We start from the raw sequence: 25,418 nt of genomic DNA, 5'->3' as shown, positions 1-25,418 counted from the left end.
GAGTTACCTACACTTTATTTGTTCAAACTCGATTTCTTACTTAATTAAATCGCCAACAAATTTCGGTAATGCGAATGCTGCATTGTGTAATTCTTTTGTGTAGTATTTCGTTTCAATTTCGTGGAAACGCTCTTCACTCACTTCTAATGGATCATGTTTTTTAGATCCAATTGTGAACGTCCAAAGACCACTTGGGTAAGTTGGAATGTTCGCTGTGTATAAACGAGTAATTGGGAAGATCTCTTTTACGTCTTTAAACACAGTTGTAATTAGTTCTGGTGTGAACCAAGGGTTGTCCGTTTGTGCAACGAAAATACCGTCTTCTTTTAACGCTTTAGAGATTCCAGCGTAGAAGCCTTTTGTAAATAGGTTTACTGCTGGTCCTACTGGCTCAGTAGAATCTACCATAATTACGTCATATTCATTTTCGCTTTCTGCGATGTGTAGGAAACCGTCTCCTACTTTTACTTCTACGCGCTCATTATCTAGTGCGCCTGCAATTGATGGTAAGTATTGTTTAGAGTACTCAATTACTTTTCCATCGATTTCAACAAGAGTTGCTTTCTTTACGCTTGGGTGTTTTAATACTTCACGAATAACACCGCCATCGCCACCACCTACAACTAATACGTTTTCAGGGTTTGGATGTGTAAATAAAGGTACGTGCGCTACCATTTCATGATAAACGAACTCATCTTTTTCTGTTGTCATAACCATGCCATCTAAAATAAGCATGTTTCCGAACTCTTCCGTTTCAACCATATCAAGTTTTTGGAATTCTGTTTGCTCCGTATGTAATGTGCGGTTAATACGCGCCGTAATCCCAAAATGTTTTGTTTGTTTTTCAGTGAACCATAGTTCCATCGTACAATCACGCCTTTCAATGCAAATTTATAATAGGGACATCATTAATGTCCCCTAACAAAAATAAAACAAAACATCCAAAAAGTATAGTTAAAAGTACAAAAATACCGAAAATATATTTTAGTCAGAGGGTTCTAACATATGTACGAAAAGGGATTCCCCTGTAACAGGAAAGAAAACCCTTTCTTAAGAAAGGGCCTTTCTCTCTACTTCTACCGGTTTTCGAACCGGAATTAAAATCATTACACAACCGACTAACACAACAATCCCACCGACTAAAAATGGACTTTGCGGTGAAACAGTGTGACCGATGATTCCTGATAAGATTGGGGCAATTGCGCCACCCAACCAACGAACGAAGTTATAAACACCTGATGTAACAGATCTTTCATAAGGTGAAATATCCATTACATAACTTGTAAATAATGCATTATTTAATCCAGATGCTAATCCCGATAGAACAATTAATACGATTTGTAACCACATAACTTTCACGAAGAATAGTGCGATTAAGAAAAGCGCAAATACGAGTAAACTACCTTTCAACAATGCTTTCGGCTCATATTTCCCTTCTAGCTTATGGGCCAAAATTGCAGAACCGTAAGCTAACGCTAATCCCCATCCGCAAAATACAAACCCTAATTGAATAGCAGATAAATGCATAATAAGTGGTGAATATGCTAACACAACGAAAAATCCGTAGTAGTATAACATTCCTGAAATCGCACCTTGCATAAACGGTTTATATTTCACCAGGTTAAGTAATTCCCCTACGCCTGCCGCCTTACGTTTCACTTTTCGCTCCGGTTCTTTTACAAAAAAGAAAACTAAAATAAATGCTAAGAAAATTAAAATACTCGTCGCAAAAAATGGGTAACGCCAAGAATGTCCACCTAATATCCCGCCTAATAACGGTCCGCCTGCCATCCCTAAACCGATAGCTGCTTCATATAGTCCTACTGCTTCATGAACTTCTTTACTCAATGCAATCAATAATGTCATCGCCGTTGCGAAGAACATCGCATTTCCTAATCCCCATCCAGCGCGGAAAAGAGATAATTGGGCAATCGTTTGCGATATACCGCATATAAACGCAAATACAGTCACGATCGCAAGGCCGATCGTCATCATTCTTTTATCACCAAATCTTGATGCGAATATTCCAGCTGGTAACATCATAATTGCCATCGTTAAAATATATGCTGTAAATAACATCTCTACTTGCCAGTGCGATGCACCAATTTGCTCAGCAATGCTTGGTAAGATTGGGTCGACTACCCCTATACCCGAAAAGGCAAGGAAGGTAGCAACCACTGTAATCAATCTCCCTAATTTTTGTTTGCTCTCCATTTTGATCATTCTCCTTTTGTACTCTCCAAAAATGTCACTGCACGATGTAGGCTATCTTCGAGTTCCGCCTTTACACGCTGCATTTGCTCCATTTTCTCGTCTAGCGTTTGCACTTGTTTTTCAAGCATCTCTTTAATTTCTTGAATCACTTCGCGGTCACGAGGATTCTCACTATTTCTTCTTTGCTCCATTCTTTCTTTTAACGATAAAAAATGTTGCATTTCTTGAAGCGTAATCCCTAATACTTCTTTCGCTTCTACAATCCTTTTAATTCTGCCGATGTCCTCGTCCGTATACAGGCGAATGTTCCCCTCACTACGTTCAGGGGGATGAATTAAACCAATTTCCTCATAATAACGAAGTGTACGTTTTGTTAAACCAACTTGCTTTGTGACTTCATCAATTTTATACATGTTTATTCCTCCCTTCACTCGATTATTACATTTTACGTTAACGTTAACTTTTGTGCAACTGTTAGACTTTTGTAAATGTTTCTCCCATTCAATTGTATTTTTCCAAAAGCAGTTTCATAATAAAGGAAAAGAAACGATAAGGAGATTTCCGTATGAATAAACCACTTATTTTCGCCCACCGCGGGGTAAAAGGGACACATCCTGAAAATACGATGATCGCTTTCCAAGAAGCAGAACGTATTGGTGCCCATGGCATTGAGCTTGATGTCCACCTATCAAAAGATGGTGAACTTGTCGTGATTCACGATGAAACAGTAGATCGCACAACAAATGGCATAGGTCTTGTTTCTGAAAAAACGGTAGCGGAATTACAAACTTTAGATGCTGGTAGCCATAAAGACCCTTCTTTCCATGAAGCAAAAATCCCAACGTTACGTGAAGTATTCATTTGGTTATCTACGACAAATTTACAGCTCAATATTGAGTTAAAAACAGATGTTATCCACTATCCAACTATTGAAGAAAAAGCTGTTGCTCTCGTTCGTGAATATCATCTATCTAATCAAATTGTATTCTCATCATTTAACCACGACTCTGTTTCATTACTAGCAGAAATAGCTCCTGAAATCCCAAGAGCAATTTTATATGATACACCACTTGCTGATCCTATCGCTGAAGCAAAAAATAGAGAAGCAACTGGTTTACACCCAAACTTTCAATTATTAACAAAAGAATTTGTCCTATTTGCACAAAATCAAGGGTACGTTTTCCGCCCTTATACAATTAACGAATACAAAGATTTACAAACTATGATTGACTACGGCGTGGATGTCATTATTACCGATTGGCCAGCACGTGCCTTTGAGCTCCTTTCTTAATTGAAGGAGCTTTTTGTTTTCGAAATTTCATTGTTTAAAATAACCGAAAACCCTCAATACTAATACAATAATGTTTGTATTAGTATTGAGGGGCTGAAAAAGATGGATCAAACTATGAATCCGAAACTTAAAAAATATAAACGTCTTTTCTTCACCGTAATGTTTTCTTCTGTTCTTTTTTTCGTTTTTTCCTTTTTTGTTATTATTATAGTTGCAAAAATTATGGGACCTCCTCCTGTTGCTGTCCCACAAACAAGTGTCTTTTACGCTAATGATGACACTGTTATCGGACAAAGTAATGAAATGCAAAAACGTTACAATGTATCTCTCAATGAAATTTCTCCTTATGTAAAAGAGGCGACACTGTCTATCGAAGATCAACGATTTTACAAACATCATGGCTTTGATATGAAACGTATTGCTGGTGCTATTGTTGCCGATTTAAAAGCGATGGCAAAGGTCCAAGGTGCTAGTACGATTACACAACAGTATGCTCGTAACCTATACTTAGATCATGATAAAACGTGGAAACGTAAACTATTAGAAGCGATGTACACAATCCGCCTTGAAGTGAACTATAATAAAAATCATATTTTACAAGGATATTTAAATACAATTTATTACGGGCATGGTGCTTATGGAATCGAAGCTGCGTCTCGTCTATATTTCGATAAAACAGCAAAAGAATTAACATTAGCGGAAGCTAGTATGCTCGCAGGTATTCCGAAAGGACCTAGTGTCTACTCTCCCTTTTTAAAAGAGGATCGCGCTAAGGGACGACAATCTCTCATATTAGATGAAATGGTAGAACAAGGTTATATTACGAAGAAACAAGCAACATCAGCGAAGAAAGAGCCATTAACCTTTGCCTCATTAGATACGAAAAAAGTGGCAGAGGTCGCGCCTTATTTCCAAAATGCCGTACAAGCTTCTCTTCTTCGTGATATCGGATTAGATGAACAAGCCTTACAAAAAGGTGGTTTGCGTATTTATACAACGCTAGACCCTAAATTACAATCGGTCGCAGAGCAAGCTGTAAAAGATCACATACCTGACACAACAAACATACAAACAGCGCTCGTCTCTATGAATCCAAAAACAGGTGAAGTAGCTACCCTTGTTGGTGGAACTGATTATAATACAAGTCAATTCAACAGGGCTACGCAAGCAGCTCGCCAGCCTGGATCTACGTTTAAGCCATTCCTGTATTACGCGGCATTAGAACGAGGATTCACCCCTGCTACGCGCTTAAAAAGCGAATACACTGTGTTCACTTTAGGTGACGGTGTTTCAAAGTATAAACCGAAAAACTATAAAGACTATTATGCAGACGATTTTGTAACGATGGCGCAAGCTCTTGCGGTCTCTGATAACGTATATGCCGTGAAGACCAATTTATTTTTAGGCGCAGACATTCTTACAAAAACAGCGAAGCAATTCGGTATTACTACCGCATTAAAAGATGTTCCGTCTCTCGCTCTCGGGACATCTCCTGTAAAACCAATTGAAATGGTTAACGCTTATAGCATGTTCGCAAACGGCGGAAAAGAAGTAAAACCGATATTTATTCGCCGCATTATGGACCAGGAAGGAAACATGCTATACGATGCTCATTTGGAGAGTAAACAAGTTCTCGATAAAAGCAAAGCGTTTGTAATGGAAGAAATGATGACAGGTATGTTTAATAAAAACCTAAGTAGTTATGCCGCTGTAACCGGCCAATCAATGTTATCAAAGCTATCAAGAACATATGCTGGAAAGTCTGGTTCTACAGAAACAGATAGTTGGATGATAGGGTTTACCCCGCAACTTGTAACTGGTGTGTGGGTTGGATACGATCAACCTAAATCGATTTCAAACGTAGCAGAACAAGGATATGCGAAAAAAATATGGACCGATACGATGGAAAAAGGCTTAGATGGACAACCTCAAAAAGAGTTTAAACAACCAAGTGACGTCGTTGCAGTCGATATTAACCCTGAAAACGGAAAAATCGCTACAAAAAATTGTCCCATTTCAGTTAAAATGTATTTCGCAAAAGGTACAGAACCAACTGAATATTGTATGGATCATGTCGATGACAAAGAGGAATTTGAAAAGACAACTGAAGAAAAGAAGAAAACAAGTTGGTGGAAAAAATATCTTCCTTGGTAAAAAAAATAGCTGACGGGCATCCGTCAGCTATTTTTTATTCACTTAATAATGCACGGCGCAATTCTTCACTAGATTCGTTCCAAATCGCTTCATTATGTTCTTTCAAGAATGTACCAAGTACTTTTTTAGATGCTTCATCCATATGGTCAACCATAATGTAACGCTTCATTGATTTATCCATTTTGTTTACGTGCTCTGGAAGTGATTTATATCCGCGGCGAATTTCACGGTCAACTGTCATTTCACAAGCTGTTACACCTGCATAATAAGCACCTGTCGCCGTTCTTTCAATCGTTACCCACACAAGCCAAAATGGTTTTCCGTTTGGAACTTCATCTTTATTTGTTAAAAACTTAATACCTTTTTCGACTGTACTACGTGCATGCATTGCACCGATATCAACAAATGCTGTTTTCTCTAGTACATCGACAAATACAGGTGAAATGTTTTCTAGACTTAATGCTCCAACACCAAAACCACCATGTCCATCTGTTGAATCATTTTTCACGATATTAAAACCGATTTTTTTCTTTTTCTCTGTCATATGTAAACTCCTCCTCACTTAATGATTATAAAAGGCCAAAAATAGGCGCAATGATACTGTCTAAAAATACAAATACATATGGAATGACAACATTAAAAATAGGTTGAATTGTATAATTGCTAAGCGGTGTAATAACAAGAATTAATAACGCTATTGCTCCATACTTTTCATACTGTGTCATTTTCGCACGAATATTTGTTGGTGCTAGATCTTCCACAACTCGATACCCATCAAGTGGCGGAATTGGCAATAAGTTAAATACAAGTAATACGATATTAAGCATAATAAAAATTCGGAAGAATTGAGCCAATGTATCCGCTACTGCAAATGGAATTGAGTCTAATACACCAAATGTTAATAGGCTATACCAAATAATTAAACCAATTGCACTTAAAATTAAGTTACTAATTGGGCCTGCAATTGAAACTAATATACCTGCAAGACGCGGCCTTTTAAAGTTATATGGGTTAACAGGAACAGGTCTTGCCCAACCAAAACCAAGAATTAATACAGCGATCATCCCAATAGGATCTAAGTGCGCCATCGGTGATAATGTTAAACGGCCTTGCTTCTTTGCTGTATCGTCTCCAAATTTATATGCAACATATGCATGCGCAAATTCATGCACTGATAACGCAATAATAATGGCCATTGCTACCAACGGAATTTGTTGCAATGGGTATCTAAATAACTGATCCATGATTCATCTCCTCTTCAATCTGTCAAAAAAGAAAATATTTGTTTTTTCGATTGTTCTTCACCATAATCCGCTATAATAAGAGTGTAACTTACATAAAAGGAGCGATTATATATGCCATACGTAACAGTGAAAATGCTAGAAGGACGCACAGAGGAACAAAAGAAAGCTCTTGCTGAGAAAGTAACAGCAGCAGTAAGCGAAACAACTGGTGCTCCTGAAGAAAACATCGTTGTTTTCATCGAAGAAATGTCTAAAAACCATTATGCAGTTGGCGGAAAACGCTTAAGCGACAAATAATTTCAAGTTCTTTCATAAGAAGCAGCTCTTAGCTGCTTCTTATTTTTTTCCTTCTAGTAATTCGATGATTCTCTCTTTATATTTTCCTTTTCTTCCATCTTCATAGATTAAATCATGCGGATAGAATAGTTTTTGATCCCTTCTCTTCTTACCAGTAATTGCCTCAACAATATCCGATTCACGCGAAAGCTCTCTAAGCTCTCCATTTGGCATAAGAAGTAAGATTGGCAGACGTTCTTCTTCTTCACCAGCACGGTAAAAGTCATACGGTAAGTCTGATGTTGAATCAACTACTAAATAGTATTCTGGATCAAGTCCAATCTTTTTAAATAAGCTACTTAATTCCATCCAATTATCTAAACCGTGCTTATCTGTAAACTCTACATATTTAAATAGGTTTCGATTCATAAAACGACGGCATAAATCACTTAAAATTGGATCTTCTTCGTCTTGCCATACTTGGAAGTAATAATACATAACGTTCTCGTCTAACTTTAAATAATCCTCTACTGTTACTTCTTCTTCAAATAAAGAATAGAAATGAACCGGATGATTTTTAAATGTATAATACTTCTCATGCAATGATTTTGCACGGTGTAAAATCTTCGTTAAAATAACTTCGGCACTGCGCGTTACCGGATGGAAATATACTTGCCAATACATTTGATAACGACTCATAATATAATGCTCAACAGCATGCATACCACTATTTTTAATGACTACTTGATTTCCATATGGACGCATGACACGTAGTATACGTTCCATATCAAAGTTTCCATACTTTACGCCAGTGAAATACGCATCTCTTAATAAATAGTCCATACGATCTGCATCAATTTGACTAGAAATCATGCTAATCGCTAATTTATTAGTAGATGTTTTCGCGATTACATCGGCTACCTTTTGCGGAAAGTCTTTATCCACACGACTTAATATGCGATTAATTTCCGTATCTCCAACGATAATCTTTTGCGTAAATTTCTCATGATCTAATGAAAATACTTTTTCAAACGAGTGAGAAAATGGGCCGTGACCGACATCATGAAGTAATGACGCACATAAACATAACAATCTATCTTCAGCATTCCAGTTCGGTCTGCCATCAAACACATCATCAATCATACGACGAATAATTTCATATACACCTAACGAATGAGTAAAGCGACTATGCTCTGCACCGTGAAATGTAAAAAATGTCGTTCCAAGCTGCTTAATACGGCGCAAGCGTTGAAATTCTTTCGTTCCGATTAAATCCCAAATAACACGATCGCGTACGTGCACATATTTATGTACCGGGTCTTTAAACACTTTTGTTTCGCTGAGTTTGTCGTTTAAATATACCACCTTCCGACATCCCCCTTTCTTTACTGCATTCTTACTATATATTATAAACGAAATAGGAAACAGAAAGAAATGAAAGACTATATTAATTGCCCTTATATAAAGAAAAAATCACTTTTACCGAAGTAAAAGTGATTTTTTCTTTATACATTATTTCCCTAAAACGAATTCAGCAACTTCATCTAAGATCATTTCTTTACCTAGAGGGAAGTAACCTTTGTTTACGTCTTCGTTTTTAATTGTAAATACGTGGTTGTTTTTAACAGCGTTCATGTTTTTCCAAATTGATTCTTCTTGGAATTCTTTTAGACGTTGAGAACCGTCACCAGTTGTAAATACGAATAAGTAATCCGGGTTGTAATCGATTAAAGCTTCTTTTTGTACTTGTACTAGTGGTTTATCCGTTGGTGTACCTTTAACTGCTGGTAATTTTAAATCATTAAAGATTACGCTACCGTAACCGTAGTCACCGTATACGCGGAAAGCATTTGGATATGCAGCCATTTTCATAAATTTAGCATCGCCAGTTTTCGCAACGATTTTATCATGTAATTTGCTTGCTTTTTCATCATACTGTTTGAACCATTCTTTTGTTTCTTTCTCTTTACCGAAGATTTGACCTACTTCTTCGAATTTTGGACGCCATTGATCTAATGGAGTTTTTAACATAACTGTTGGTGCAATTTTAGATAATTGATCATAAATCTTTTCTTGACGATTGTTTACAAGAATTAAGTCTGGTTTTGCAGCAGCTACTGCTTCGATGTTAATTTTATCGCCCCAAGCAGAACCAACCGGTTTTACGTCTTTTAATTTCTTTTCAATATGTGTATCAATTTTTTCTTGAGATGTATTAGCAGTAATAATTGGTTTCATACCAAAAATTAATAATTCTTCTGTTGAACCACTAAGGTCAGCAATTTTCTTTGGATTTGCAGGGATTTTAATTTCCCCTTTTGCGTGTTGTACAGTGCGCTCTTCAGTCTTCGCATCCTTCGCATCTGCTTTCTTCTCTTCTTCTTTGTTAGAACAAGCTGCAAATAGTACAGAAGTTACGACTAGTACCATTGCTAATAGTGCCATTTTAAAATTCTTCATGTTCCCACTCCTTCTAGCTGTATTTCTCTTATAAGTTACAATGAACTATAAGAAACGAGGATAACAATCAATCAATATATATTTATTAATTGTTGTTAATAACCCATTCTAACGGGCGTTCAACTTCCCATTCATATATAAGAAGCTCAACGTCCATTAGAAGTCCCCCCTCTCTAGAGGGGGTTCTATTTATGCTTTTTTACGTAATTGATTATTAATCATCATTAGATCGTATGTTAAACAAATCGGTTTACAGTTTACTGGACATGGAACAATTTGAGCTTCAATCTCAAATACGTTACGAAGTGTTTCACTTGTCATCACTTCATCCGGCGTTCCTTGCTTCATTAACTTACCTGCTTTTAATGCAATCATATGATCAGAGAAACGAGAAGCATGATTTAAGTCATGGATAACCATAACAATCGTTCTACCTTCTTCTTCATTTAACTTTTTCAATAAGTTTAATACTTCTAATTGATGCGCCATATCTAAGTACGTTGTCGGTTCATCTAATACGAGTAATTCTGTTCCTTGTGCAAGGGCCATCGCAATCCATACACGTTGACGTTGGCCGCCTGATAACGCTTCTGCTGAGCGATTTGCGAATTCTGTCATTCCCGTCACTTCAAGTGCCCAATGAATGTAGCGATAATCCTCTTCTTTCAACGTTCCAAATCCTTTTTGATGAGGAAAGCGTCCATATGAAACGAGTTCAAACACAGTAAGGCCAGTTGGCACTTCTGCAGTCTGTGGTAAAATCGCCATTTTCTTTGCGATTTCTTTCGTTGGCTGTTTCTCAATTGCTTTTCCGTCAAGATAAACAGTACCTTTTTTCGCCTTCAAAATACGAGAAGCCGTTTTTAATAATGTGGACTTCCCACAACCATTTGGTCCAATAATTGTTGTAATTTTCCCTTCCGGAATTTCAACTGTTAATCCATCAATAATTAACCCTTCATTATATCCAACAGATACCGCATCAACTGCTAAAGTTGCCATACAAAAAGCCTCCCTTTATTTTGTCCTCATAAGTAAGTATATGAAATATGGTGCACCAATTACAGAAATAACAAGACCGACCGGTATTTCTGAAGTTGTTAACACACTTCTTGAAATTACATCTGCGAATAAAAGTAAAAACGTCCCTATTAGTGCAGCAGTAGGCAGCATAATTTGATGTTTACCACCAACAAGGCGCCTCGCTAAATGCGGAGCCATTAAACCGATAAAACCAATTCCTCCGGCAACAGCGACAGATGCACCAGCTAAACACACTGCAATAAATAATAATTTACGTCTTTCTTTTTCTACATTTAAACCAAGACCAACAGCTGTCGAGTCGCCTAGGTTCATTACATTTAATATGTGCGCCTTACTAATAGCAAGTGGCAAGAAAATAACCATCCATGGAAGTACACTTAGCACGAACTTCCAATCTGTGCCCCACAGACTTCCTGCTAACCAAATCGTAGCAAAACGGAAATCGTTAGATGTCATCTTCATAGAAAAAATTAAACTAACAGCACCAAACCCGGCTGCAACAGCGATACCAACTAGTATTAATCTCGTTGATGAAACGCCGTCTTTCCATGCTAGTAAATAAATAATAACCGCCGCTAATATTGCACCAACTAACGCGAAGAATGGAAGGATAAATACAGATAAAAATGTACCAGTCCCAACTTTTCCGAAGAAAAAGTAGACGAATATAACAACTGTTAATCCCGCTCCAGCGTTAATACCGATAATACCTGGATCAGCAAGTGGATTTCGTGATAATCCTTGCAAAATCGCACCTGACATCGCTAAAGCAGATCCGACTAATATAGCAATAACCATACGCGGCATACGGAATTCAAATAAAATAACAGACTGATCTTCAGCCCCAAGTCCAACCAATGACTTTAATACGTCCATTGGCGGTATTTTAAATGTCCCTGTATTTAAACTTACTAAAAATACAGTAATGATTAATCCTACTAAGATTGTTAAAACAGAAACGTTCTTTTTTGTTAAGACACTTGTCCTCACATTTTCCCTCTCCCTTCGTTACGTGCTAAGTAGAGGAAGAATGGAACCCCAATTAGCGCTGTAATTGCTCCAATTGGCGTTTCAAACGGCGGATTAATAACGCGAGATAACATATCTGCACATTCAATTAACAGCCCACCTAAGACCGCAGAACATGGAATAACCCATCTATAGTCTGAGCCTACGAGGAAACGAGTCATATGCGGGATTACAAGACCAACAAATCCAACCGATCCTGCCATAGAAACCGCAGAACCTGTTAACACGAGAACAAGTACTGTTCCGATAAATTTAATTAATGTCGTATTTTGACCAAGTCCAATCGCAATTTCTTCACCGAAGCTTAAAATTGTAATATACCTCGACATCATAATTGCAATAAAGAGACAAACAAGGCCAATCGGTACTAACATATTAATACTTTCCCATTTCACTCCCGCAACTCCGCCTGCATTCCACATACTCACCTCTTGGGCAAGGTTGAAATATAGCGCAATTCCAGATGAAATGGCCCCTAATAAAGCACTAATTGCTGCACCCGCTAAAGCTAACTTAACAGGCGTTAATCCACCTGGTGAAGAAGACCCAATTCCATATACAATGCTCGCTCCAAACGCAGCCCCAATAAAAGATGCGATAACGAACATTAAATAAGGTGAATTAGGGAAGAATGCATACATAATTGCAATTCCAAATACAGCTCCATCTGTAATTCCCATTAACGATGGTGAAGCAAGTGGATTTCGCGTCATACCTTGCATAATTGCCCCTGATACTGCTAAAAAGGCACCTGCAACTACGCCCCCTATTGCTCTAGGCATACGAAGTTCTTGAATTACGTTATGATGCGTAATAGAACCGTCAAACTGAAACACAGCTTGCCATACAGTCTTTAAGCTAATATCTGCAGCACCAAACGAAATAGAAACTGCCATGCTTAAAGCTAGCAAAACTGTACCTACTACTAAAATAATAGAAGCAACGAGCGGTCTGCTCTTAATCTCTTTAACATTCACATCTTGCTGTTCTATACTCCTTGCGCTCGCTTCCATCCCTCAACCATCCTAACCAACAACATATATTTAATAAAATGAAATTTATTCTCAAATAGTAATAAAAAAATTAGGTGAATTGACCTTTCCCTGATAATGATTCTCAGAATCAGATACTTTCTATTCTACCTACCGCTTCAAAAGACTGTCAACCATTATTTTGAAATACAAATTCATATAGATCGAAATTTTAATAAACAGGTAATATCCATCTTTCATCGCATATTACTCTCTATCAATTGTACTTTCTCAGAATAAATCATTCTTCTTATGGGCATAAAAAAAGAAGAGTAATCTGTTCACTCTTCTTTTTCTTACTTATTTAACTTTGCTTCAATTTTTACAATTAATTCATCTTCTGTTGGAGCCGCAACTGGACGATTATTTACAAATGCGAATGATTTTTTACGCCCAGGGCCACAGTAAGACTGACATGCAACTTCAATCGTTGCACATGAATCTACTTTTTTTAACTTCGGAATCAACGTTTTAACGTTCGTTGCCTGACAATCATCACACACACGAAATTCGTTTCCCATTATATAACACTTCCTCTATTTTAAACTTTTCTCAAGTACATTTAAAAATAAACACTAAATGGTATTTTACCGCTCTTTGAAGCTCGTTGCAAGTTTCCTTGCGACGCTCTTTCTTCATATAATGCTACATATTTATATGCTCTCCTACAGAAGCTCTCATCATTCATAGCAAAATTTTCGCCTTTCATCAAAATCTACCATATTTTTAAAAGCTTTGTATAAAAGCTCATTTTTTTGCCCATTATAAAAATAGGAAGTTCATAAAAAGAAAGGGAGTTGAATCTATGAAAGTAAGACAAGATGCTTGGACAGATGAGGACGATTTATTGCTTGCTGAAACTGTACTTCGTCACGTTCGAGAAGGAAGTACTCAATTAAATGCATTTGAAGAAGTAGGAGATCAATTAAATCGTACATCGGCTGCCTGTGGTTTCCGTTGGAATGCTGTTGTTCGCTATAGCTACGAGCAAGCTCTTCAACTAGCAAAAAAACATCGTAAAGATAAAATGCGCGCCGCAAGCGGTGAACAAGCGAAGAAACGTTTACTTTATACACCACCAGCTTCAGACTCGATAACTGATTATGAAGAATTCGTACAAGAGGAAGCAATTGTACAATATAAAGAAGCTATTCCATATCAAGAATCTACTGTTCCTGCTGCAAAAGGCTCTATGACCATGCAAGATGTTATTTATTTTTTACAAACAGTCGGATCTTCAAATATAAAAGTGACAGCTCTTGAAAACGAGAATACGAGATTGAAACAAGAAATTAAAGCACAAATCCTTCGGAATGAAGAACTAGAAAGGAAACTAGAAAAATTAGAAAAACAATCTCATACTGTACAAGAAGATTACGAAACACTTATGAACATTATGAATCGAGCTCGTAAGTTGGCAGTCATGGATGACGAAGAACGTTCTCAAACATCTTTCCGAATGGATCGAAACGGTAATTTAGAAAAAATTGCAGAATAAAAGGGATGCATTGCATGCATCCCTTTTATTATTTTACCTCTAAACTTTCCCTTTATATATGAGAAAACCCGTTTCTACATTTTTTGCTATAATAGAGATTGTCATTTTAAAGATAAGGGGTTAGTTATATGAGCAATTCCCGTTCCATTTTATCTCAGCCAGAGTGGCGTATTGTAGATCAGTCTAGTTTGGGACCAACATTCCATGCATTGCAATCATTCGCAATGGATGACTCACTGTGCACAAGCATTGGAAATGGTCAATCAGCTGCAACAATGCGTTCTTGGGTTCATCACAATACAATTGTTCTTGGCATTCAAGATTCACGCCTACCACATTTGGAAGAAGGTATTTCCTTTTTAAAAGAAAACAACTTCAATGTTATCGTTCGTAATTCCGGTGGACTTGCAGTCGTACTTGATGAAGGTGTTTTAAACGTATCACTTTTATTCCAAGAGACAGAAAAAGGTATCGATATTGATCTTGGATACGATACAATGTGGCATTTAATTAAGGAAATGTTAAACGATTACGATGTTACAATCGAGGCAAAAGAAATTGTTGGTTCTTACTGTCCTGGTAGCTATGACTTAAGTATTCGCAATCAAAAATTTGCTGGCATTTCACAGCGCCGTATTCGCGGTGGTGTCGCTGTCCAAATTTATCTCTGCGCTACAGGAAGTGGCTCTGAGCGTGCCGCACTCGTTCGTGATTTCTACAACCTAGCCATTCAAGGAGAAGAAACACGCTTTACGTATCCTGAAATTGTACCAAGTACGATGGCTTCACTTTCAGAATTACTTGGCGAAACCATTACAGTACAAGATTTAATGATGCGCCTTTTAAAAACACTGCAGCAATTCGCTCCAAAGTTAACACCATCTCAATTAACAATAGATGAAATACCTTTATATGAGACGAATTTACAACGTATTATTGATCGTAACAATAAAGCACTTGGCTTAGAAAAATAAAGACCGTCGCTATAATAGCGATGGTCTTTATTTCGATTCATTATAAAATTAAAGTGCTTGAGCTGCTGTAATTAAAGCTAACTTGTACACTTCTTCTTCGTTACATCCGCGAGATAGGTCATTTACAGGCATATTTAAACCTTGTAAGATTGGTCCTACTGCTTCGAAGTTACCTAAACGTTGAGCGATTTTGTAGCCAATATTACCAGCTTCTAAGCTTGGGAATACGAATACGTTAGCATCACCTTTGATTGTAGAACCTGGAGCTTTTTTCTCAGCTACAGATGGTACGAATGCAGCATCGAATTGGAATTCTCCATCTAAAGTTAATTCCGGAGCCATTTCTTTTGCAATACGAGTTGCTTCTACAACTTTTTCTGTTTCTGGAGATTTCGCAGAACCTTTTGTAGAGAAGCTTAACATAGCAACGCGTGGATCAATACCGAATAGTTCAGCAGTTTTCGCACTCTCGATACCAATTTCAGCTAAATCTTGGCTGTTTGGTGCAATGTTAATTGCGCAATCAGCGAATACATATTTCTCTTCTTCACGTACCATGATGAATACGCCAGAAGTTTTTGTAACGCCTGGTTTTGTTTTAATGATTTGAAGTGCTGGACGAACTGTATCAGCTGTAGAGTGAGCCGCACCACTTACTAAACCGTGTGCTTTGCCCATGTATACAAGCATTGTACCGAAGTAGTTTTCGTCTTTAAGGATTTTGCGAGCATCTTCTTCAGTTGCTTTACCTTTACGGCGTTCAACGAAAGATGCTACCATTGCATCCATTTCTTCGTATGTAGCTGGGTCATAAATATCAACGCCTGCTAATGTTAAATTCATGCTAGCAGCTTTTGCGCTAATTTCTTCTTTATTACCAACTAAAATTGGTTGTACTAACTCTTCTTTTGCTAAACGCTCTGCAGCGCCTAAAATTCTTTCATCAGTTCCTTCAGGAAGTACGATAGAAATGCCTTTTCCTTGAACTTTTTCTTTTACTGTTGTAAATAAGTTGCTCACGAATAAACCCTCCTACATATGTTAAAAAACTCTATCTTTAAGAATACTGCTTTTCCTCTATATTTTAAACTTATAGCTCCCAAAAAATAGATAAAATGAAAATGATTATATTTTCATAAAATTCAGCCTAGAAATAAATCCCCTTTAAGCCTTATCTTCTCCTATTTTTAAGTAAATTTAAATGTGACAATTTTATGCGCTAAAGCTTTATATAGATGATTTTAAAACTATATATGCTATAGTTAACGTGTAAAACTATCATTAACTGAGGTGAATAGAATGAGTGAAGCAACAACAACGTTAGATGGCTGGTATTGTTTACATGATTTACGTTCTATTGATTGGGCTGCATGGAAAACATTATCTAGCGACGAACGCGGACAAGCTGTGTCTGAATTTTTAAATGTCGTTGAAAAATGGAATGAAGTAGCTACTGCGAAAAAAGGTAGTCATGCAATGTATACAGTTGTTGGCCAAAAAGCTGATATTATGCTTATGATTTTACGTCCAACAATGGAAGAGTTGAATGAAATTGAGACAGAATTGAATAAAACAACATTAGCTGAATATATGGTTCCTGCATACTCTTACGTATCTGTTGTTGAACTAAGCAACTACCTTCCAGCTGATGAAGATCCATATCAAAACCCACAAATCTTAGCTCGCTTATATCCAGAACTACCAAAAGCAAATCACATTTGCTTCTACCCAATGGACAAGCGTCGCCAAGGTGATGACAACTGGTACATGCTTCCTATGGAAGAACGCAAAAAAATGATGTACAGTCATAGTAAAATCGGTCGCCAGTACGCAGGTAAAGTACGCCAAGTTATTTCAGGATCAGTTGGATTCGACGATTTTGAGTGGGGCGTAACATTATTCGCTGACGATGTTCTTCAATTTAAAAAACTTATATATGAAATGCGCTTCGATGAAGTAAGTGCTCGTTATGGTGAATTCGGAACATTTTTCGTTGGAAACATTTTACCAGACGAAAAGGTAGAGAAATTTTTACACATATAAAGTGAAACTTTAATGAGTGGGGGTTTTGTTCATCCCCCACTCATTATCATCCCTCACCAATCGGGCTTTTACGAGCAGTTGATCGCCCACCTAACTTCTTTGCTGTCGCTTAATTTTGAGGTGGGGATCTTACTGCCCGGCAAATAGCGGGGCAAATCATGAAAAAGGAACGAAATTCGTTCCTTTTTTTATTACCCTCTATATTTCTCTTCAAAAAACTTCTTTTCTCCGCAAATTTGAACAAAAATCGAAAAATCCCTTTCAAATTCCTTACAAAATTGTAACCTTTCTATATCCAAATTTATGCTAAAATGGTACGAGCTACATGCTAATAACGATGCGAAGGTGATAATCTATATGAAGAAAATCTTGTCTATTTTACTAGCGCTTTTATTGTCAATTTCTTCCTTAGTAGTAACAACATCCCATGCGGAAGAAAAAATACACATTGAGGCAGCTGCTGCACTTCTATTTGATGCAGATACAGGAAAAATACTGCATGAACAAAATCCAGATGAATTGCTAGCTATTGCTAGTATGTCAAAACTAATTGTTGTTTATGCCGTATTAGAAGCAATTAAAGAAGGAAAAATCACTTGGGATACAAAGGTAAACATTTCTGATTATGCTTATGAAGTTTCACGTAATAATGAATTCTCTAACGTTCCGTTTGAAAAGGGACGTCAATATACTGTAAGAGAATTATATCATTCTATCGTTATCTTCTCTGCAAACGGATCTAGTATTGCCTTAGCAGAACTTCTTGCAGGAAGTGAGAAAAACTTCTTAAACCTTGCGAATGAACATGCAAAAAAACTAGGGTTAAAGAAATATAAATTTGTAAACGCTACTGGGTTAAATAACGCTGACTTAAAGGGAAAACACCCTGAGGGAACGGATCCGAATGGAGAAAATTCCATGTCAGCTCGCGATATGGGTATGCTTTCAAAAGCAATAATTACAAAGTATCCAGAAATGCTAGAGGATACAAAACAAAGATTTAGAAACTTCCCAGATAATCATCCGAAACCAATTCGTATGGAAAACTGGAACTGGATGTTACCAGGTGCCGCTTTTTCTTATGAAGGAACAGATGGTTTAAAAACTGGTAGTTCTGATACTGCTGGATACGGATTCACTATTACAGCAAAACGTGGTGACTTACGCCTCATTTCAGTAATTATTAAAACAAAATCAATGGACGAGCGTTTCACTGAATCTCGTGAATTAATCGAATACGGATTTAATAACTTTGAGAAACAAAAATTAAAAGTAGATAAAAACAATACAATCCCTGTATTAAAAGGGAAAGAAGATCAAGTGACTGTTACACCGGAAAAAGAAATAACAGTAATTGCGAAAAAAGGTAGCAAAGATCCTTATAAAATTGGGACTGAAGTAGATAAATCCCTTGCTGAAGATGGACATTTAGTCGCTCCTGTTAAAAAGGATGCAAAGGTAGGTTCCATCGTTCTAGAACCAACTGATAAATACGAATTTTTAGATGGAAATAAAAACATGAAAGTTACTGCAAAAACGACAGAAGAAGTTGAAAAGGCAAATTGGTTCGTATTAACAATGCGCTCTATTGGAGATTTCTTCTCAAACTTATGGTCTAAAGTATTTTAATGATGGAAAGCTAGCTCACGCTAGCTTTTTTTATTTCCCTCTCTCCATGTAAAACTTCGTTTGGTTGTCATATCTGAGTCCTTTTTCTCATACGTATGAACTAGTAATCGTTACACACTTCATCTAGAAATAAACCTCTTTCCACAAGGTATTCCAAAAAGAGAGGTGACACATAATGGGTGTTATTGCTTATAACGAAGAAGATGTAAAGTTATTAGCTAGACTGATGCGTGCTGAAGCCGAAGGAGAAGGACAACAAGGAATGTTAATGGTCGGAAACGTAGGAGTAAATCGTGTCCGCGGAAATTGTTTAGATTTTAAAAAAATACGTAATTTACGTCAAATGGTTTATCAAAATCCTGGCGGTTTTGAGGCAACGCAAAAAGGGTATTTTTATCAGCGTGCAAGAGAACAAGATATCGCATTAGCAAGGCGAACGATTCAAGGACAACGTTTTTGGCCCGCCAACTTTTCCTTATGGTTTTTTAGACCGGAAGGCCCTTGTCCGCCAACTTGGTATAATCAACAAAACTCTGGTCGCTTCAAAAAGCACTGCTTCTTCCAGCCATCTGGCGAGGATTGTCCTGGCGTATATTAAGGATTGATAATGAGGAGGGATTTTTGAATGGCACAGCAACAAAACCCGTATTACGGAACAGGTTTCTATCAACCATCTGGAACTTATGTACAACCGCAACAAATGACCCCACAGCAACAGCAACAGCAACAGCAACAACAGCAAGCAATGCAACAACAAGCTGCGCAAGCTCAATATGCCGTTTCTCAAGGCATGTTACCATTAGAACAGTCGTACATTGAAAATATTCTTCGCTTGAACAAAGGCAAGCAAGCCACCGTTGTAATGACTTATGAGCGTGGTAGTTCGCTCGGTACACAATCTTATACAGGTATTATTGAGGCAGCTGGTCGTGATCATATCGTAATTAGTGAGCCCCAATCAGGGAAACGTTATTTACTATTAATGATTTACTTAGATTATGTAGAATTCCCAGAAGAAATTACTTATTTACCTAGTCAACAAGCAACTTATGCTCCAAGACCATAAAAAAAAGCTGGCGTATGCCAGCTTTTGTTTTTTATAATCCTTTTACAACTGCAGTTCCGACTAAGATCCATGCCACGATAAACGCTACACCACCAAGAGGTGTAATTGGGCCAAAGAACTTAATACCTGTCGTACTTAATGCATACAAACTACCTGAAAACATAATAATCCCAGCTACCATAAGCCAGCCAGCATTAGTTAAAAGTGATGATTGAATTTTATCCATTAATAAAGCAACTACGAATAGTCCACCTGCATGAAACATTTGATATGTAACACCTGTTTTCCAAACTTCTAACATTTTTGCAGAAACTTTATTTTCTAAACCGTGTGCTCCAAAAGCCCCTAACGCAACAGATAGCCCTGCCGCAATACAACCTAGTAAAAAGAAAATTTTCATCTTAATTCCCCTTTTTTTACCTTTATCATAAGCAATTTTTTCATATAAGCCAAACGATTTATCTTCTAAAAATCAAATAAAGAATTACCGTTTGCGCCTTCTTCTTTTATATAAACAGGTTCTCCAGAAACCGGCATAACTGGTTGAACTGTCGTCATAGGCTGAGAGCCAATTACTTGTGATGGAATCTCAGGTTCTCTATACATAGAAGGCTCAGCTTGTTCATCTAATAATAAATCACATAACGCTCGCACAACTAATAAATGCGCTTTTGATTGTTGCCCTTCACTGCTTTTTGCCTTTGCAATTTCATTCGCCATTTTATTTAAAATCTTATCGCTCGATATTTGCATTCCTTGTCACCTCTTACTTTGTAGTTCTTTCTCAAATTGTCCTAGCTTCTCTACTGAACCAAACACTATTATCATATCATGTTCTTGTAGTTTTTCCTGCCCCGTTGGATTATGTATAACATTCCCATTTCTCAAAATCGCTAAAATTGTTACATCAAATTGATTTCTCACATCACTCTCTAGTAACGATTTACTAGCTAAAATAGAACCCTTGCCGACTGCAATTTCTTCAATTACAAATGACTGATCCACGCCATATAGTACTGTATCAATATAATGAACTGTTAGCGGATTCGCAATACCTTTTGCAATATGAATTCCTGCCATGCTAGATGGATTAATCACCTTATTTGCCCCAGCCCGCTTTAGCTTATCTTCAGTTTCTGGTTTTTCTGCTCTTGCCACAATTTTAATTGCATCGTTTAATCCTCTTGCCGTTAATGTAATAAATACATTTTCAGCATCATTTGCTACGATAGCAACTAAACCAGCTGCCTTTGAAATTCCAGCATGATGTAACACTTGGTCTTCCGTTGCATCTCCGTGTACATACAAAAGTTTTTCCTTCTCTAATATGCTTTCATCTTTATCCACAACGACAAATGGAATGTTCTTTTCTTGCAATTCATGTACAACTTGAAGCCCCACTCTACCACAACCACATACGATAATATGATTTTGTAACTGCGCTATTTGTTTATCCATCTTCTTCCTCCGAACTGCATGAAATAAATTCCCTTCAATAATCATAGCTGCCACTACACCAATTGCATATGTAACAATACCGACTCCAACCGGTATGATAAGAAGCGCAAAAACTTTTCCTGCCTGTGTTACAGGAACGGCATCTCCGTACCCAACAGTTAATACAGTAATCATCGTCATCCAAAATGCTTGAAACAAACTAATCTCTTCAATCGTCATAAATCCTAACGTTCCTAGAATTACAACAAAGGTCATACATATAACTGCTATCCATAATTGCTTACGTGCATTCATATCGTGTTTCAACTCTTTTCTCTATCTACAATCTTTGCCAGTAGAAATGAAATACATATATACTAGATACGGAATCTATGAAAGAGGTTGATATAATGAAAACATTTCTTTCCGCCTTACAATGGGCGCTATTTATTTTAGCTGGGAGCCTTATTGTACCAATTAGCGTCGCAACTAATTATGGTCTCGATGGCGCTGAAGCTATTGCATTCGTACAAAGAACATTATTTGTTCTTGGCTTTGCCGGCCTACTGCAAGCTGTATTTGGACATAAACTGCCTATTCAAGAAGGTCCTGCAGGCCTTTGGTGGGGCATTTTCTCCCTTTATGCAAGTTTAGGTGTCGTATTATTTGGATCCAGCAATGAAACGCTTAAAGTCCTTCAGTACGCATTCCTATTAAGTGGTATCATTTGTATTATTCTTAGTGTTTTTGGACTCATCGATAAACTAGTTCGCTATTTTACACCGACAGTCATTGGAACATATTTATTTCTTCTTGTCGCGCAACTTAGCGGTTCCTTCTTAAAAGGAATGTTTGGCCTTGATGGAAGACATACAGAAGTACAAGCTGACGTATTTATTCTTTCACTCATTGTTATTTTACTATCCTTTTTCATCATGAAGCTACCTATTATCGGACAATATTCTGTTCTTTTCAGTATCGTCTGCGGCTGGATATTATTCGCATGCTTCGGATTATCTAATCCAGTAACACCTGTGACAGATATAATCCGTTTTCCGTCTCTATTTGTTTTCGGAATGCCTCGTGTTGAATGGAATATGGCAATTACAGTCGTTTTCGTTACACTATTACTTCTAACAAATATGTTAGCAAGTATTCGCGTTGTGCAAAGGATTGTCTCTAAGTATGAAAAGAATGCAGCACCAGATCGTTTCAAACAAGCCGGCATTATAACAGGCATAAATCAATTGCTAGGAGGCCTTTTTTCAGCTATTGGACCTGTAGCGATTTCCGGATCAGCAGGCTTTATTGCAACGACTAATATTTATAAACGACTCCCCTTTATGTTAGGGTCAAGCTTTATTATTTTCGTTAGTATATTCCCAAAGATTACTTCATTCTTTGCGGCGATACCTGTCGCAGTCGGATATGCTGCCATTTATCCTGTATTTGCAAGCATGATTGGTCTTGCCTTTCGCGAATACGAAACAGTACAAGATAAAGAACGGTTATTTAAAGTAGCAGGTCTTTCAATCTTTACAGGAGTCGGAGTTATGTTTGTTCCAGCAGGAGCATTTTCTACACTCCCACCATTTCTAGCATCATTTTTAAGTAACGGTCTTGTTCTTGGATCTGTAATGGCAATTTTGCTCGAAATACTATTTTCTCGTTCTACAGAAAAACAACCATCGTAAATTGGAAAACTTCCATTATTGCACTCTATCTTTAGAGTTGTTACGATAATGATAAAGTGAAACTTTAATCAATGAGAGCCATTCATCTTTACTAATGATTAGCTCTCACCGATCGGGCATTATCAGTATAAATTATCATGGGCAACATGCTCGTGGTAATTTATACTAAAAATACAGAACTTCTCCTAGCTTCACATAAAGAAGTTCGATGTCTTACTATATATTCCCCAATATTTTCATAAAACTTTATTTCTATTTCAACAAAGAGAGGAATTTTCAATATGACTTATAAAATGATTGTTTTAGATTTAGATGATACTTTATTACGTGACGACCATACTATTTCACCGCGTACGAAAGAAGCTTTAATGACTGCACAAGAGCAAGGTGTAAAAGTTGTACTTGCTTCTGGACGTCCAACTTTCGGTATGCGCAATGTAGCGAAAGAACTCCTTTTAGAAGAATATGGAAGTTTTATTTTATCTTTTAATGGCGCAAAAATTATTAACTGTAAAACAAACGAAGAAATCTTTAGTAGTACTCTATCTCCTGAAATCGTTCACAACCTATTTGAAATTAGTAAAACTGAGGGTGTATGGATTCATACTTATATTGGCGATGATATCGTAACAGAAGAGAATAATCCTTATACTGAAATTGAAGGCGATATTACTGGTATGCCAATTGTTGTAGTAGATGACTTTAAAACTGCTGTTAAAGAGCCTGTAGTAAAAGTATTAATGAATAAAGAAGCTGAACGACTTGTTGTAGTAGAAAAGAAACTACAAAAACAACTAGAAGGCCAATTAAGTGTTATGCGTTCTAAACCATTCTTCTTAGAATTTACTGAAGCCGGTGTTACAAAAGGAACAAGCTTAAACCAACTGATTCAAAAACTTGGCATTAAGCGTGAAGAAGTTATCGCAATGGGCGATAGCTATAATGACCAAGCGATGATTGAATTTGCTGGTCTTGGTGTTGCAATGGGCAATGCACCAGATGATATTAAAGAAATTGCAAACTACGTAACAGATACAAATATGAACGATGGCGTTGCAAAAGTTGTAGAGAAGTTCGTACTAAAAATAGAAGCACTTGTTTAATATTTTCACTCATAAAACCTATTTGAAGTCAAACACTTCAAATAGGTTTTTATTTAAATTCTCATGCTTTTGTGACTATATTTTGAACTTTGCACTATTCTCGTAGTGTAAACTTTCTTTTTGTATATAATGGAACAAAATAGACTATTTTATTTTGAAAAAGAATACAAATTTACTATATACAAGCATACATTAAAGGAGGCTACTTCATGTTATCTACACCAATCGGACGATTAAGAGCAATTGGACTTGTTGAGGGGATTTCTTTCCTACTACTATTATTTGTAGCAATGCCATTAAAATATTTTGCAGGATTTGCTACAGCCGTTAAAATTACAGGCATGGCTCATGGTGTTTTATTTATTCTATTCATCTTTGCGGTAATTCAAGTAACAATCGTACACCGCAAATCAATTTTATGGGCACTTGGAGCATTCGTTTCATCAATTATCCCATTCGGTACGTTTGTACTAGATGCAAAATTAAAGAACGAACAACAATAATAACAAAAAGGTAGTTAACGACTGTTAACTACCTTTTCTATTTATAGATTTGGAATTTCCCAATCAATTTCTCTCTCGCCCATATTAGCTAAAATCGTATTTACTTTAGAATATGGTTTACTACCAAAGAAACCACGTCTTGCTGATAGTGGGCTTGGATGTACAGATTCGATAATCTGGTGCTTCGTATTCGTAATTAACTTTTTCTTCGCCTGTGCATGGCGTCCCCACAATATGAAAATAACCGGCTTTTCACGTTCATTTAATAGCTCAATTACGCGATCTGTGAAATGCTCCCATCCTTTCCCTTTATGAGAATTTGCTTCACCTTGTCGAACTGTTAGTACAGTATTTAATAATAAAACTCCTTGCTCTGCCCACTTTACTAAATAACCGTTATTCGGGATTTCATAACCATATTCATCTCGAAGTTCTTTATACATATTTAGCAATGATGGCGGCGTTTTAATACCAGGTTTTACCGAAAAGCTTAAACCATGCGCTTGATCCGGTCCGTGATATGGGTCTTGTCCTAAAATAACGACCTTTGCATTTTCATAACTTGTATATTCTAGAGCACTAAAAATATCTTCTACTTTCGGATAAACAACATGTGTGCTGTACTCTTCTTTCAAAAAACCAGCTAGTGTGCGATAGTATTCTTTCTCAAATTCCAGTGCCAATAATGGCCCCCAATCATTTTTTAAAACATTTTTCATGCTTTCACT

Annotated in this window: 28 protein-coding genes; 12 read left to right on the top strand and 16 right to left on the bottom strand. The window is 36.9% G+C overall.

Annotation, left to right across the window (positions count from 1 at the left end; translation table 11 throughout):
• Positions 1 to 36: 36 nt before the first annotated feature.
• The 3 genes from speE to FS802_RS28345 all read right to left on the bottom strand — a co-directional run bounded on the left by speE (position 37) and on the right by FS802_RS28345 (position 2,627).
• Positions 37 to 864: a polyamine aminopropyltransferase gene (gene speE, locus FS802_RS28355; RefSeq protein WP_000424696.1), complete on the bottom strand. Its 828-nt coding sequence runs from the start codon at positions 862 to 864 to the stop codon at positions 37 to 39.
• 186 nt (positions 865 to 1,050) lie between these two features.
• Entirely contained in the window at positions 1,051 to 2,214 is a 1,164-nt protein-coding gene (locus FS802_RS28350) for an MFS transporter (protein WP_048560437.1), read from the bottom strand.
• A 5-nt stretch (positions 2,215 to 2,219) separates the two neighbouring features.
• The gene (locus FS802_RS28345) at positions 2,220 to 2,627 is read right to left on the bottom strand and encodes a MerR family transcriptional regulator (RefSeq protein WP_000276576.1); all 408 of its coding nucleotides are present in this window, start codon (positions 2,625 to 2,627) and stop codon (positions 2,220 to 2,222) included.
• 152 nt (positions 2,628 to 2,779) lie between these two features.
• Here FS802_RS28345 and FS802_RS28340 point away from each other — a divergent pair, with 152 nt between their 5' ends.
• Together FS802_RS28340 and FS802_RS28335 are read left to right on the top strand one after the other, a co-directional pair.
• Positions 2,780 to 3,505 carry a glycerophosphodiester phosphodiesterase gene (locus FS802_RS28340; protein ID WP_048560438.1) on the top strand — a complete coding sequence of 242 codons (726 nt, stop codon included), beginning with the start codon at positions 2,780 to 2,782 and terminating at the stop codon, positions 3,503 to 3,505.
• A gap of 102 nt (positions 3,506 to 3,607) precedes the next feature.
• Positions 3,608 to 5,659, top strand: coding sequence for a transglycosylase domain-containing protein (locus FS802_RS28335; RefSeq protein ID WP_098720528.1), 2,052 nt, complete (start codon positions 3,608 to 3,610; stop codon positions 5,657 to 5,659).
• A 34-nt stretch (positions 5,660 to 5,693) separates the two neighbouring features.
• Here the strand turns inward: FS802_RS28335 and FS802_RS28330 are convergent, their stop codons facing one another.
• A complete protein-coding gene (locus FS802_RS28330) occupies positions 5,694 to 6,203 on the bottom strand; it encodes a YwhD family protein (RefSeq protein WP_000136684.1) in 510 nt (169 codons plus the stop codon).
• A 25-nt stretch (positions 6,204 to 6,228) separates the two neighbouring features.
• Complete coding sequence (locus FS802_RS28325) at positions 6,229 to 6,903, bottom strand: site-2 protease family protein (protein WP_000372469.1); 675 nt, start codon at positions 6,901 to 6,903, stop codon at positions 6,229 to 6,231.
• Between the two features lie 111 nt (positions 6,904 to 7,014).
• Between FS802_RS28325 and FS802_RS28320 the strand changes: the two genes are divergently transcribed.
• Positions 7,015 to 7,200 carry a 2-hydroxymuconate tautomerase gene (locus FS802_RS28320; protein ID WP_001147171.1) on the top strand — a complete coding sequence of 62 codons (186 nt, stop codon included), beginning with the start codon at positions 7,015 to 7,017 and terminating at the stop codon, positions 7,198 to 7,200.
• A 39-nt stretch (positions 7,201 to 7,239) separates the two neighbouring features.
• Here the strand turns inward: FS802_RS28320 and FS802_RS28315 are convergent, their stop codons facing one another.
• The 6 genes from FS802_RS28315 to FS802_RS28290 form a co-directional block, all read right to left on the bottom strand.
• Positions 7,240 to 8,544: an HD domain-containing protein gene (locus FS802_RS28315; RefSeq protein ID WP_000262747.1), complete on the bottom strand. Its 1,305-nt coding sequence runs from the start codon at positions 8,542 to 8,544 to the stop codon at positions 7,240 to 7,242.
• Between the two features lie 147 nt (positions 8,545 to 8,691).
• Entirely contained in the window at positions 8,692 to 9,639 is a 948-nt protein-coding gene (locus FS802_RS28310) for an ABC transporter substrate-binding protein (protein WP_000787720.1), read from the bottom strand.
• A 189-nt stretch (positions 9,640 to 9,828) separates the two neighbouring features.
• Positions 9,829 to 10,641 carry an ABC transporter ATP-binding protein gene (locus tag FS802_RS28305; protein WP_000212065.1) on the bottom strand — a complete coding sequence of 271 codons (813 nt, stop codon included), beginning with the start codon at positions 10,639 to 10,641 and terminating at the stop codon, positions 9,829 to 9,831.
• A gap of 15 nt (positions 10,642 to 10,656) precedes the next feature.
• Positions 10,657 to 11,673 (bottom strand): FecCD family ABC transporter permease, encoded by a 1,017-nt coding sequence (locus tag FS802_RS28300; protein ID WP_001260766.1) that lies wholly within the window; start codon positions 11,671 to 11,673, stop codon positions 10,657 to 10,659.
• Positions 11,670 to 12,725: a FecCD family ABC transporter permease gene (locus FS802_RS28295; protein WP_000388284.1), complete on the bottom strand. Its 1,056-nt coding sequence runs from the start codon at positions 12,723 to 12,725 to the stop codon at positions 11,670 to 11,672. Before FS802_RS28295 ends, FS802_RS28300 begins: the two co-directional genes overlap by 4 nt.
• A 314-nt stretch (positions 12,726 to 13,039) precedes the next feature.
• Positions 13,040 to 13,264: a YuzB family protein gene (locus FS802_RS28290; protein ID WP_000526075.1), complete on the bottom strand. Its 225-nt coding sequence runs from the start codon at positions 13,262 to 13,264 to the stop codon at positions 13,040 to 13,042.
• Between the two features lie 284 nt (positions 13,265 to 13,548).
• Here FS802_RS28290 and FS802_RS28285 point away from each other — a divergent pair, with 284 nt between their 5' ends.
• Both FS802_RS28285 and lipL read left to right on the top strand, forming a co-directional pair.
• Complete coding sequence (locus FS802_RS28285; RefSeq protein ID WP_098653661.1) at positions 13,549 to 14,241, top strand: RsfA family transcriptional regulator; 693 nt, start codon at positions 13,549 to 13,551, stop codon at positions 14,239 to 14,241.
• A 128-nt stretch (positions 14,242 to 14,369) separates the two neighbouring features.
• Positions 14,370 to 15,215 (top strand): octanoyl-[GcvH]:protein N-octanoyltransferase, encoded by an 846-nt coding sequence (gene lipL, locus FS802_RS28280; protein WP_098653660.1) that lies wholly within the window; start codon positions 14,370 to 14,372, stop codon positions 15,213 to 15,215.
• Between the two features lie 48 nt (positions 15,216 to 15,263).
• Here the strand turns inward: lipL and pta are convergent, their stop codons facing one another.
• Complete coding sequence (pta, locus tag FS802_RS28275; RefSeq protein ID WP_000067226.1) at positions 15,264 to 16,235, bottom strand: phosphate acetyltransferase; 972 nt, start codon at positions 16,233 to 16,235, stop codon at positions 15,264 to 15,266.
• A 279-nt stretch (positions 16,236 to 16,514) separates the two neighbouring features.
• Here pta and hemQ point away from each other — a divergent pair, with 279 nt between their 5' ends.
• From hemQ to gerQ, 4 genes are all read left to right on the top strand, one after another.
• Positions 16,515 to 17,258 carry a hydrogen peroxide-dependent heme synthase gene (gene hemQ, locus FS802_RS28270; RefSeq protein ID WP_001287595.1) on the top strand — a complete coding sequence of 248 codons (744 nt, stop codon included), beginning with the start codon at positions 16,515 to 16,517 and terminating at the stop codon, positions 17,256 to 17,258.
• Between the two features lie 357 nt (positions 17,259 to 17,615).
• Positions 17,616 to 18,887, top strand: a complete 1,272-nt coding sequence (locus FS802_RS28265; RefSeq protein ID WP_098653658.1) for a serine hydrolase — start codon at positions 17,616 to 17,618, stop codon at positions 18,885 to 18,887.
• A gap of 175 nt (positions 18,888 to 19,062) precedes the next feature.
• Positions 19,063 to 19,485 carry a cell wall hydrolase CwlJ gene (gene cwlJ / locus FS802_RS28260; RefSeq protein WP_000538163.1) on the top strand — a complete coding sequence of 141 codons (423 nt, stop codon included), beginning with the start codon at positions 19,063 to 19,065 and terminating at the stop codon, positions 19,483 to 19,485.
• A gap of 27 nt (positions 19,486 to 19,512) precedes the next feature.
• Positions 19,513 to 19,953: a spore coat protein GerQ gene (gene gerQ, locus FS802_RS28255; RefSeq protein ID WP_098720529.1), complete on the top strand. Its 441-nt coding sequence runs from the start codon at positions 19,513 to 19,515 to the stop codon at positions 19,951 to 19,953.
• Between the two features lie 31 nt (positions 19,954 to 19,984).
• Here gerQ and FS802_RS28250 read toward each other — a convergent pair whose 3' ends face one another.
• From FS802_RS28250 to FS802_RS28240, 3 genes are all read right to left on the bottom strand, one after another.
• Positions 19,985 to 20,353, bottom strand: a complete 369-nt coding sequence (locus tag FS802_RS28250) for a DUF423 domain-containing protein (protein ID WP_098653656.1) — start codon at positions 20,351 to 20,353, stop codon at positions 19,985 to 19,987.
• 65 nt (positions 20,354 to 20,418) lie between these two features.
• Complete coding sequence (locus tag FS802_RS28245) at positions 20,419 to 20,706, bottom strand: YwdI family protein (RefSeq protein ID WP_001167358.1); 288 nt, start codon at positions 20,704 to 20,706, stop codon at positions 20,419 to 20,421.
• Between the two features lie 6 nt (positions 20,707 to 20,712).
• Positions 20,713 to 21,705 carry a potassium channel family protein gene (locus FS802_RS28240; RefSeq protein ID WP_141541572.1) on the bottom strand — a complete coding sequence of 331 codons (993 nt, stop codon included), beginning with the start codon at positions 21,703 to 21,705 and terminating at the stop codon, positions 20,713 to 20,715.
• A 95-nt stretch (positions 21,706 to 21,800) separates the two neighbouring features.
• Between FS802_RS28240 and FS802_RS28235 the strand changes: the two genes are divergently transcribed.
• From FS802_RS28235 to FS802_RS28225, 3 genes are all read left to right on the top strand, one after another.
• Positions 21,801 to 23,084: a purine/pyrimidine permease gene (locus FS802_RS28235; protein ID WP_141547129.1), complete on the top strand. Its 1,284-nt coding sequence runs from the start codon at positions 21,801 to 21,803 to the stop codon at positions 23,082 to 23,084.
• A 281-nt stretch (positions 23,085 to 23,365) separates the two neighbouring features.
• Entirely contained in the window at positions 23,366 to 24,187 is an 822-nt protein-coding gene (locus tag FS802_RS28230; RefSeq protein ID WP_098631919.1) for a Cof-type HAD-IIB family hydrolase, read from the top strand.
• A 209-nt stretch (positions 24,188 to 24,396) separates the two neighbouring features.
• Positions 24,397 to 24,690 (top strand): DUF3817 domain-containing protein, encoded by a 294-nt coding sequence (locus tag FS802_RS28225; RefSeq protein ID WP_048542756.1) that lies wholly within the window; start codon positions 24,397 to 24,399, stop codon positions 24,688 to 24,690.
• Positions 24,691 to 24,731: 41 nt separating this feature from the next.
• Here FS802_RS28225 and FS802_RS28220 read toward each other — a convergent pair whose 3' ends face one another.
• Positions 24,732 to 25,409 (bottom strand): uracil-DNA glycosylase, encoded by a 678-nt coding sequence (locus FS802_RS28220; protein WP_144525651.1) that lies wholly within the window; start codon positions 25,407 to 25,409, stop codon positions 24,732 to 24,734.
• Positions 25,410 to 25,418 lie beyond the last annotated feature (9 nt).

It is taken from the genome of Bacillus sp. DE0042 (assembly GCF_007680225.1).
Taxonomy (GTDB): Bacteria; Bacillota; Bacilli; order Bacillales; family Bacillaceae_G; genus Bacillus_A; species Bacillus_A wiedmannii.
Note: the sequence above shows the minus strand (reverse complement) of the source record. Positions and strands in the feature narration are given on the sequence as shown.

Bases quoted from the DNA above. Each gene is read 5' to 3' on its own strand.
- cwlJ (WP_000538163.1), top strand. From the start codon at position 19,063: ATGGGTGTTATTGCTTATAACGAAGAAGATGTAAAGTTATTAGCTAGA.
- FS802_RS28220 (WP_144525651.1), bottom strand. From the start codon at position 25,409: ATGAAAAATGTTTTAAAAAATGATTGGGGGCCATTATTGGCACTGGAA.
- FS802_RS28320 (WP_001147171.1), top strand. From the start codon at position 7,015: ATGCCATACGTAACAGTGAAAATGCTAGAAGGACGCACAGAGGAACAA.
- FS802_RS28285 (WP_098653661.1), top strand. From the start codon at position 13,549: ATGAAAGTAAGACAAGATGCTTGGACAGATGAGGACGATTTATTGCTT.
- FS802_RS28345 (WP_000276576.1), bottom strand. From the start codon at position 2,627: ATGTATAAAATTGATGAAGTCACAAAGCAAGTTGGTTTAACAAAACGT.
- FS802_RS28325 (WP_000372469.1), bottom strand. From the start codon at position 6,903: ATGGATCAGTTATTTAGATACCCATTGCAACAAATTCCGTTGGTAGCA.
- FS802_RS28295 (WP_000388284.1), bottom strand. From the start codon at position 12,725: ATGGAAGCGAGCGCAAGGAGTATAGAACAGCAAGATGTGAATGTTAAA.
- FS802_RS28235 (WP_141547129.1), top strand. From the start codon at position 21,801: ATGAAAACATTTCTTTCCGCCTTACAATGGGCGCTATTTATTTTAGCT.
- FS802_RS28250 (WP_098653656.1), bottom strand. From the start codon at position 20,353: ATGAAAATTTTCTTTTTACTAGGTTGTATTGCGGCAGGGCTATCTGTT.
- FS802_RS28350 (WP_048560437.1), bottom strand. From the start codon at position 2,214: ATGGAGAGCAAACAAAAATTAGGGAGATTGATTACAGTGGTTGCTACC.
- FS802_RS28310 (WP_000787720.1), bottom strand. From the start codon at position 9,639: ATGAAGAATTTTAAAATGGCACTATTAGCAATGGTACTAGTCGTAACT.
- speE (WP_000424696.1), bottom strand. From the start codon at position 864: ATGGAACTATGGTTCACTGAAAAACAAACAAAACATTTTGGGATTACG.
- lipL (WP_098653660.1), top strand. From the start codon at position 14,370: ATGAGCAATTCCCGTTCCATTTTATCTCAGCCAGAGTGGCGTATTGTA.
- FS802_RS28290 (WP_000526075.1), bottom strand. From the start codon at position 13,264: ATGGGAAACGAATTTCGTGTGTGTGATGATTGTCAGGCAACGAACGTT.
- FS802_RS28245 (WP_001167358.1), bottom strand. From the start codon at position 20,706: ATGCAAATATCGAGCGATAAGATTTTAAATAAAATGGCGAATGAAATT.
- FS802_RS28230 (WP_098631919.1), top strand. From the start codon at position 23,366: ATGACTTATAAAATGATTGTTTTAGATTTAGATGATACTTTATTACGT.
- FS802_RS28305 (WP_000212065.1), bottom strand. From the start codon at position 10,641: ATGGCAACTTTAGCAGTTGATGCGGTATCTGTTGGATATAATGAAGGG.
- FS802_RS28330 (WP_000136684.1), bottom strand. From the start codon at position 6,203: ATGACAGAGAAAAAGAAAAAAATCGGTTTTAATATCGTGAAAAATGAT.
- FS802_RS28340 (WP_048560438.1), top strand. From the start codon at position 2,780: ATGAATAAACCACTTATTTTCGCCCACCGCGGGGTAAAAGGGACACAT.
- gerQ (WP_098720529.1), top strand. From the start codon at position 19,513: ATGGCACAGCAACAAAACCCGTATTACGGAACAGGTTTCTATCAACCA.
- FS802_RS28335 (WP_098720528.1), top strand. From the start codon at position 3,608: ATGGATCAAACTATGAATCCGAAACTTAAAAAATATAAACGTCTTTTC.
- FS802_RS28225 (WP_048542756.1), top strand. From the start codon at position 24,397: ATGTTATCTACACCAATCGGACGATTAAGAGCAATTGGACTTGTTGAG.
- FS802_RS28240 (WP_141541572.1), bottom strand. From the start codon at position 21,705: ATGAATGCACGTAAGCAATTATGGATAGCAGTTATATGTATGACCTTT.
- FS802_RS28265 (WP_098653658.1), top strand. From the start codon at position 17,616: ATGAAGAAAATCTTGTCTATTTTACTAGCGCTTTTATTGTCAATTTCT.
- hemQ (WP_001287595.1), top strand. From the start codon at position 16,515: ATGAGTGAAGCAACAACAACGTTAGATGGCTGGTATTGTTTACATGAT.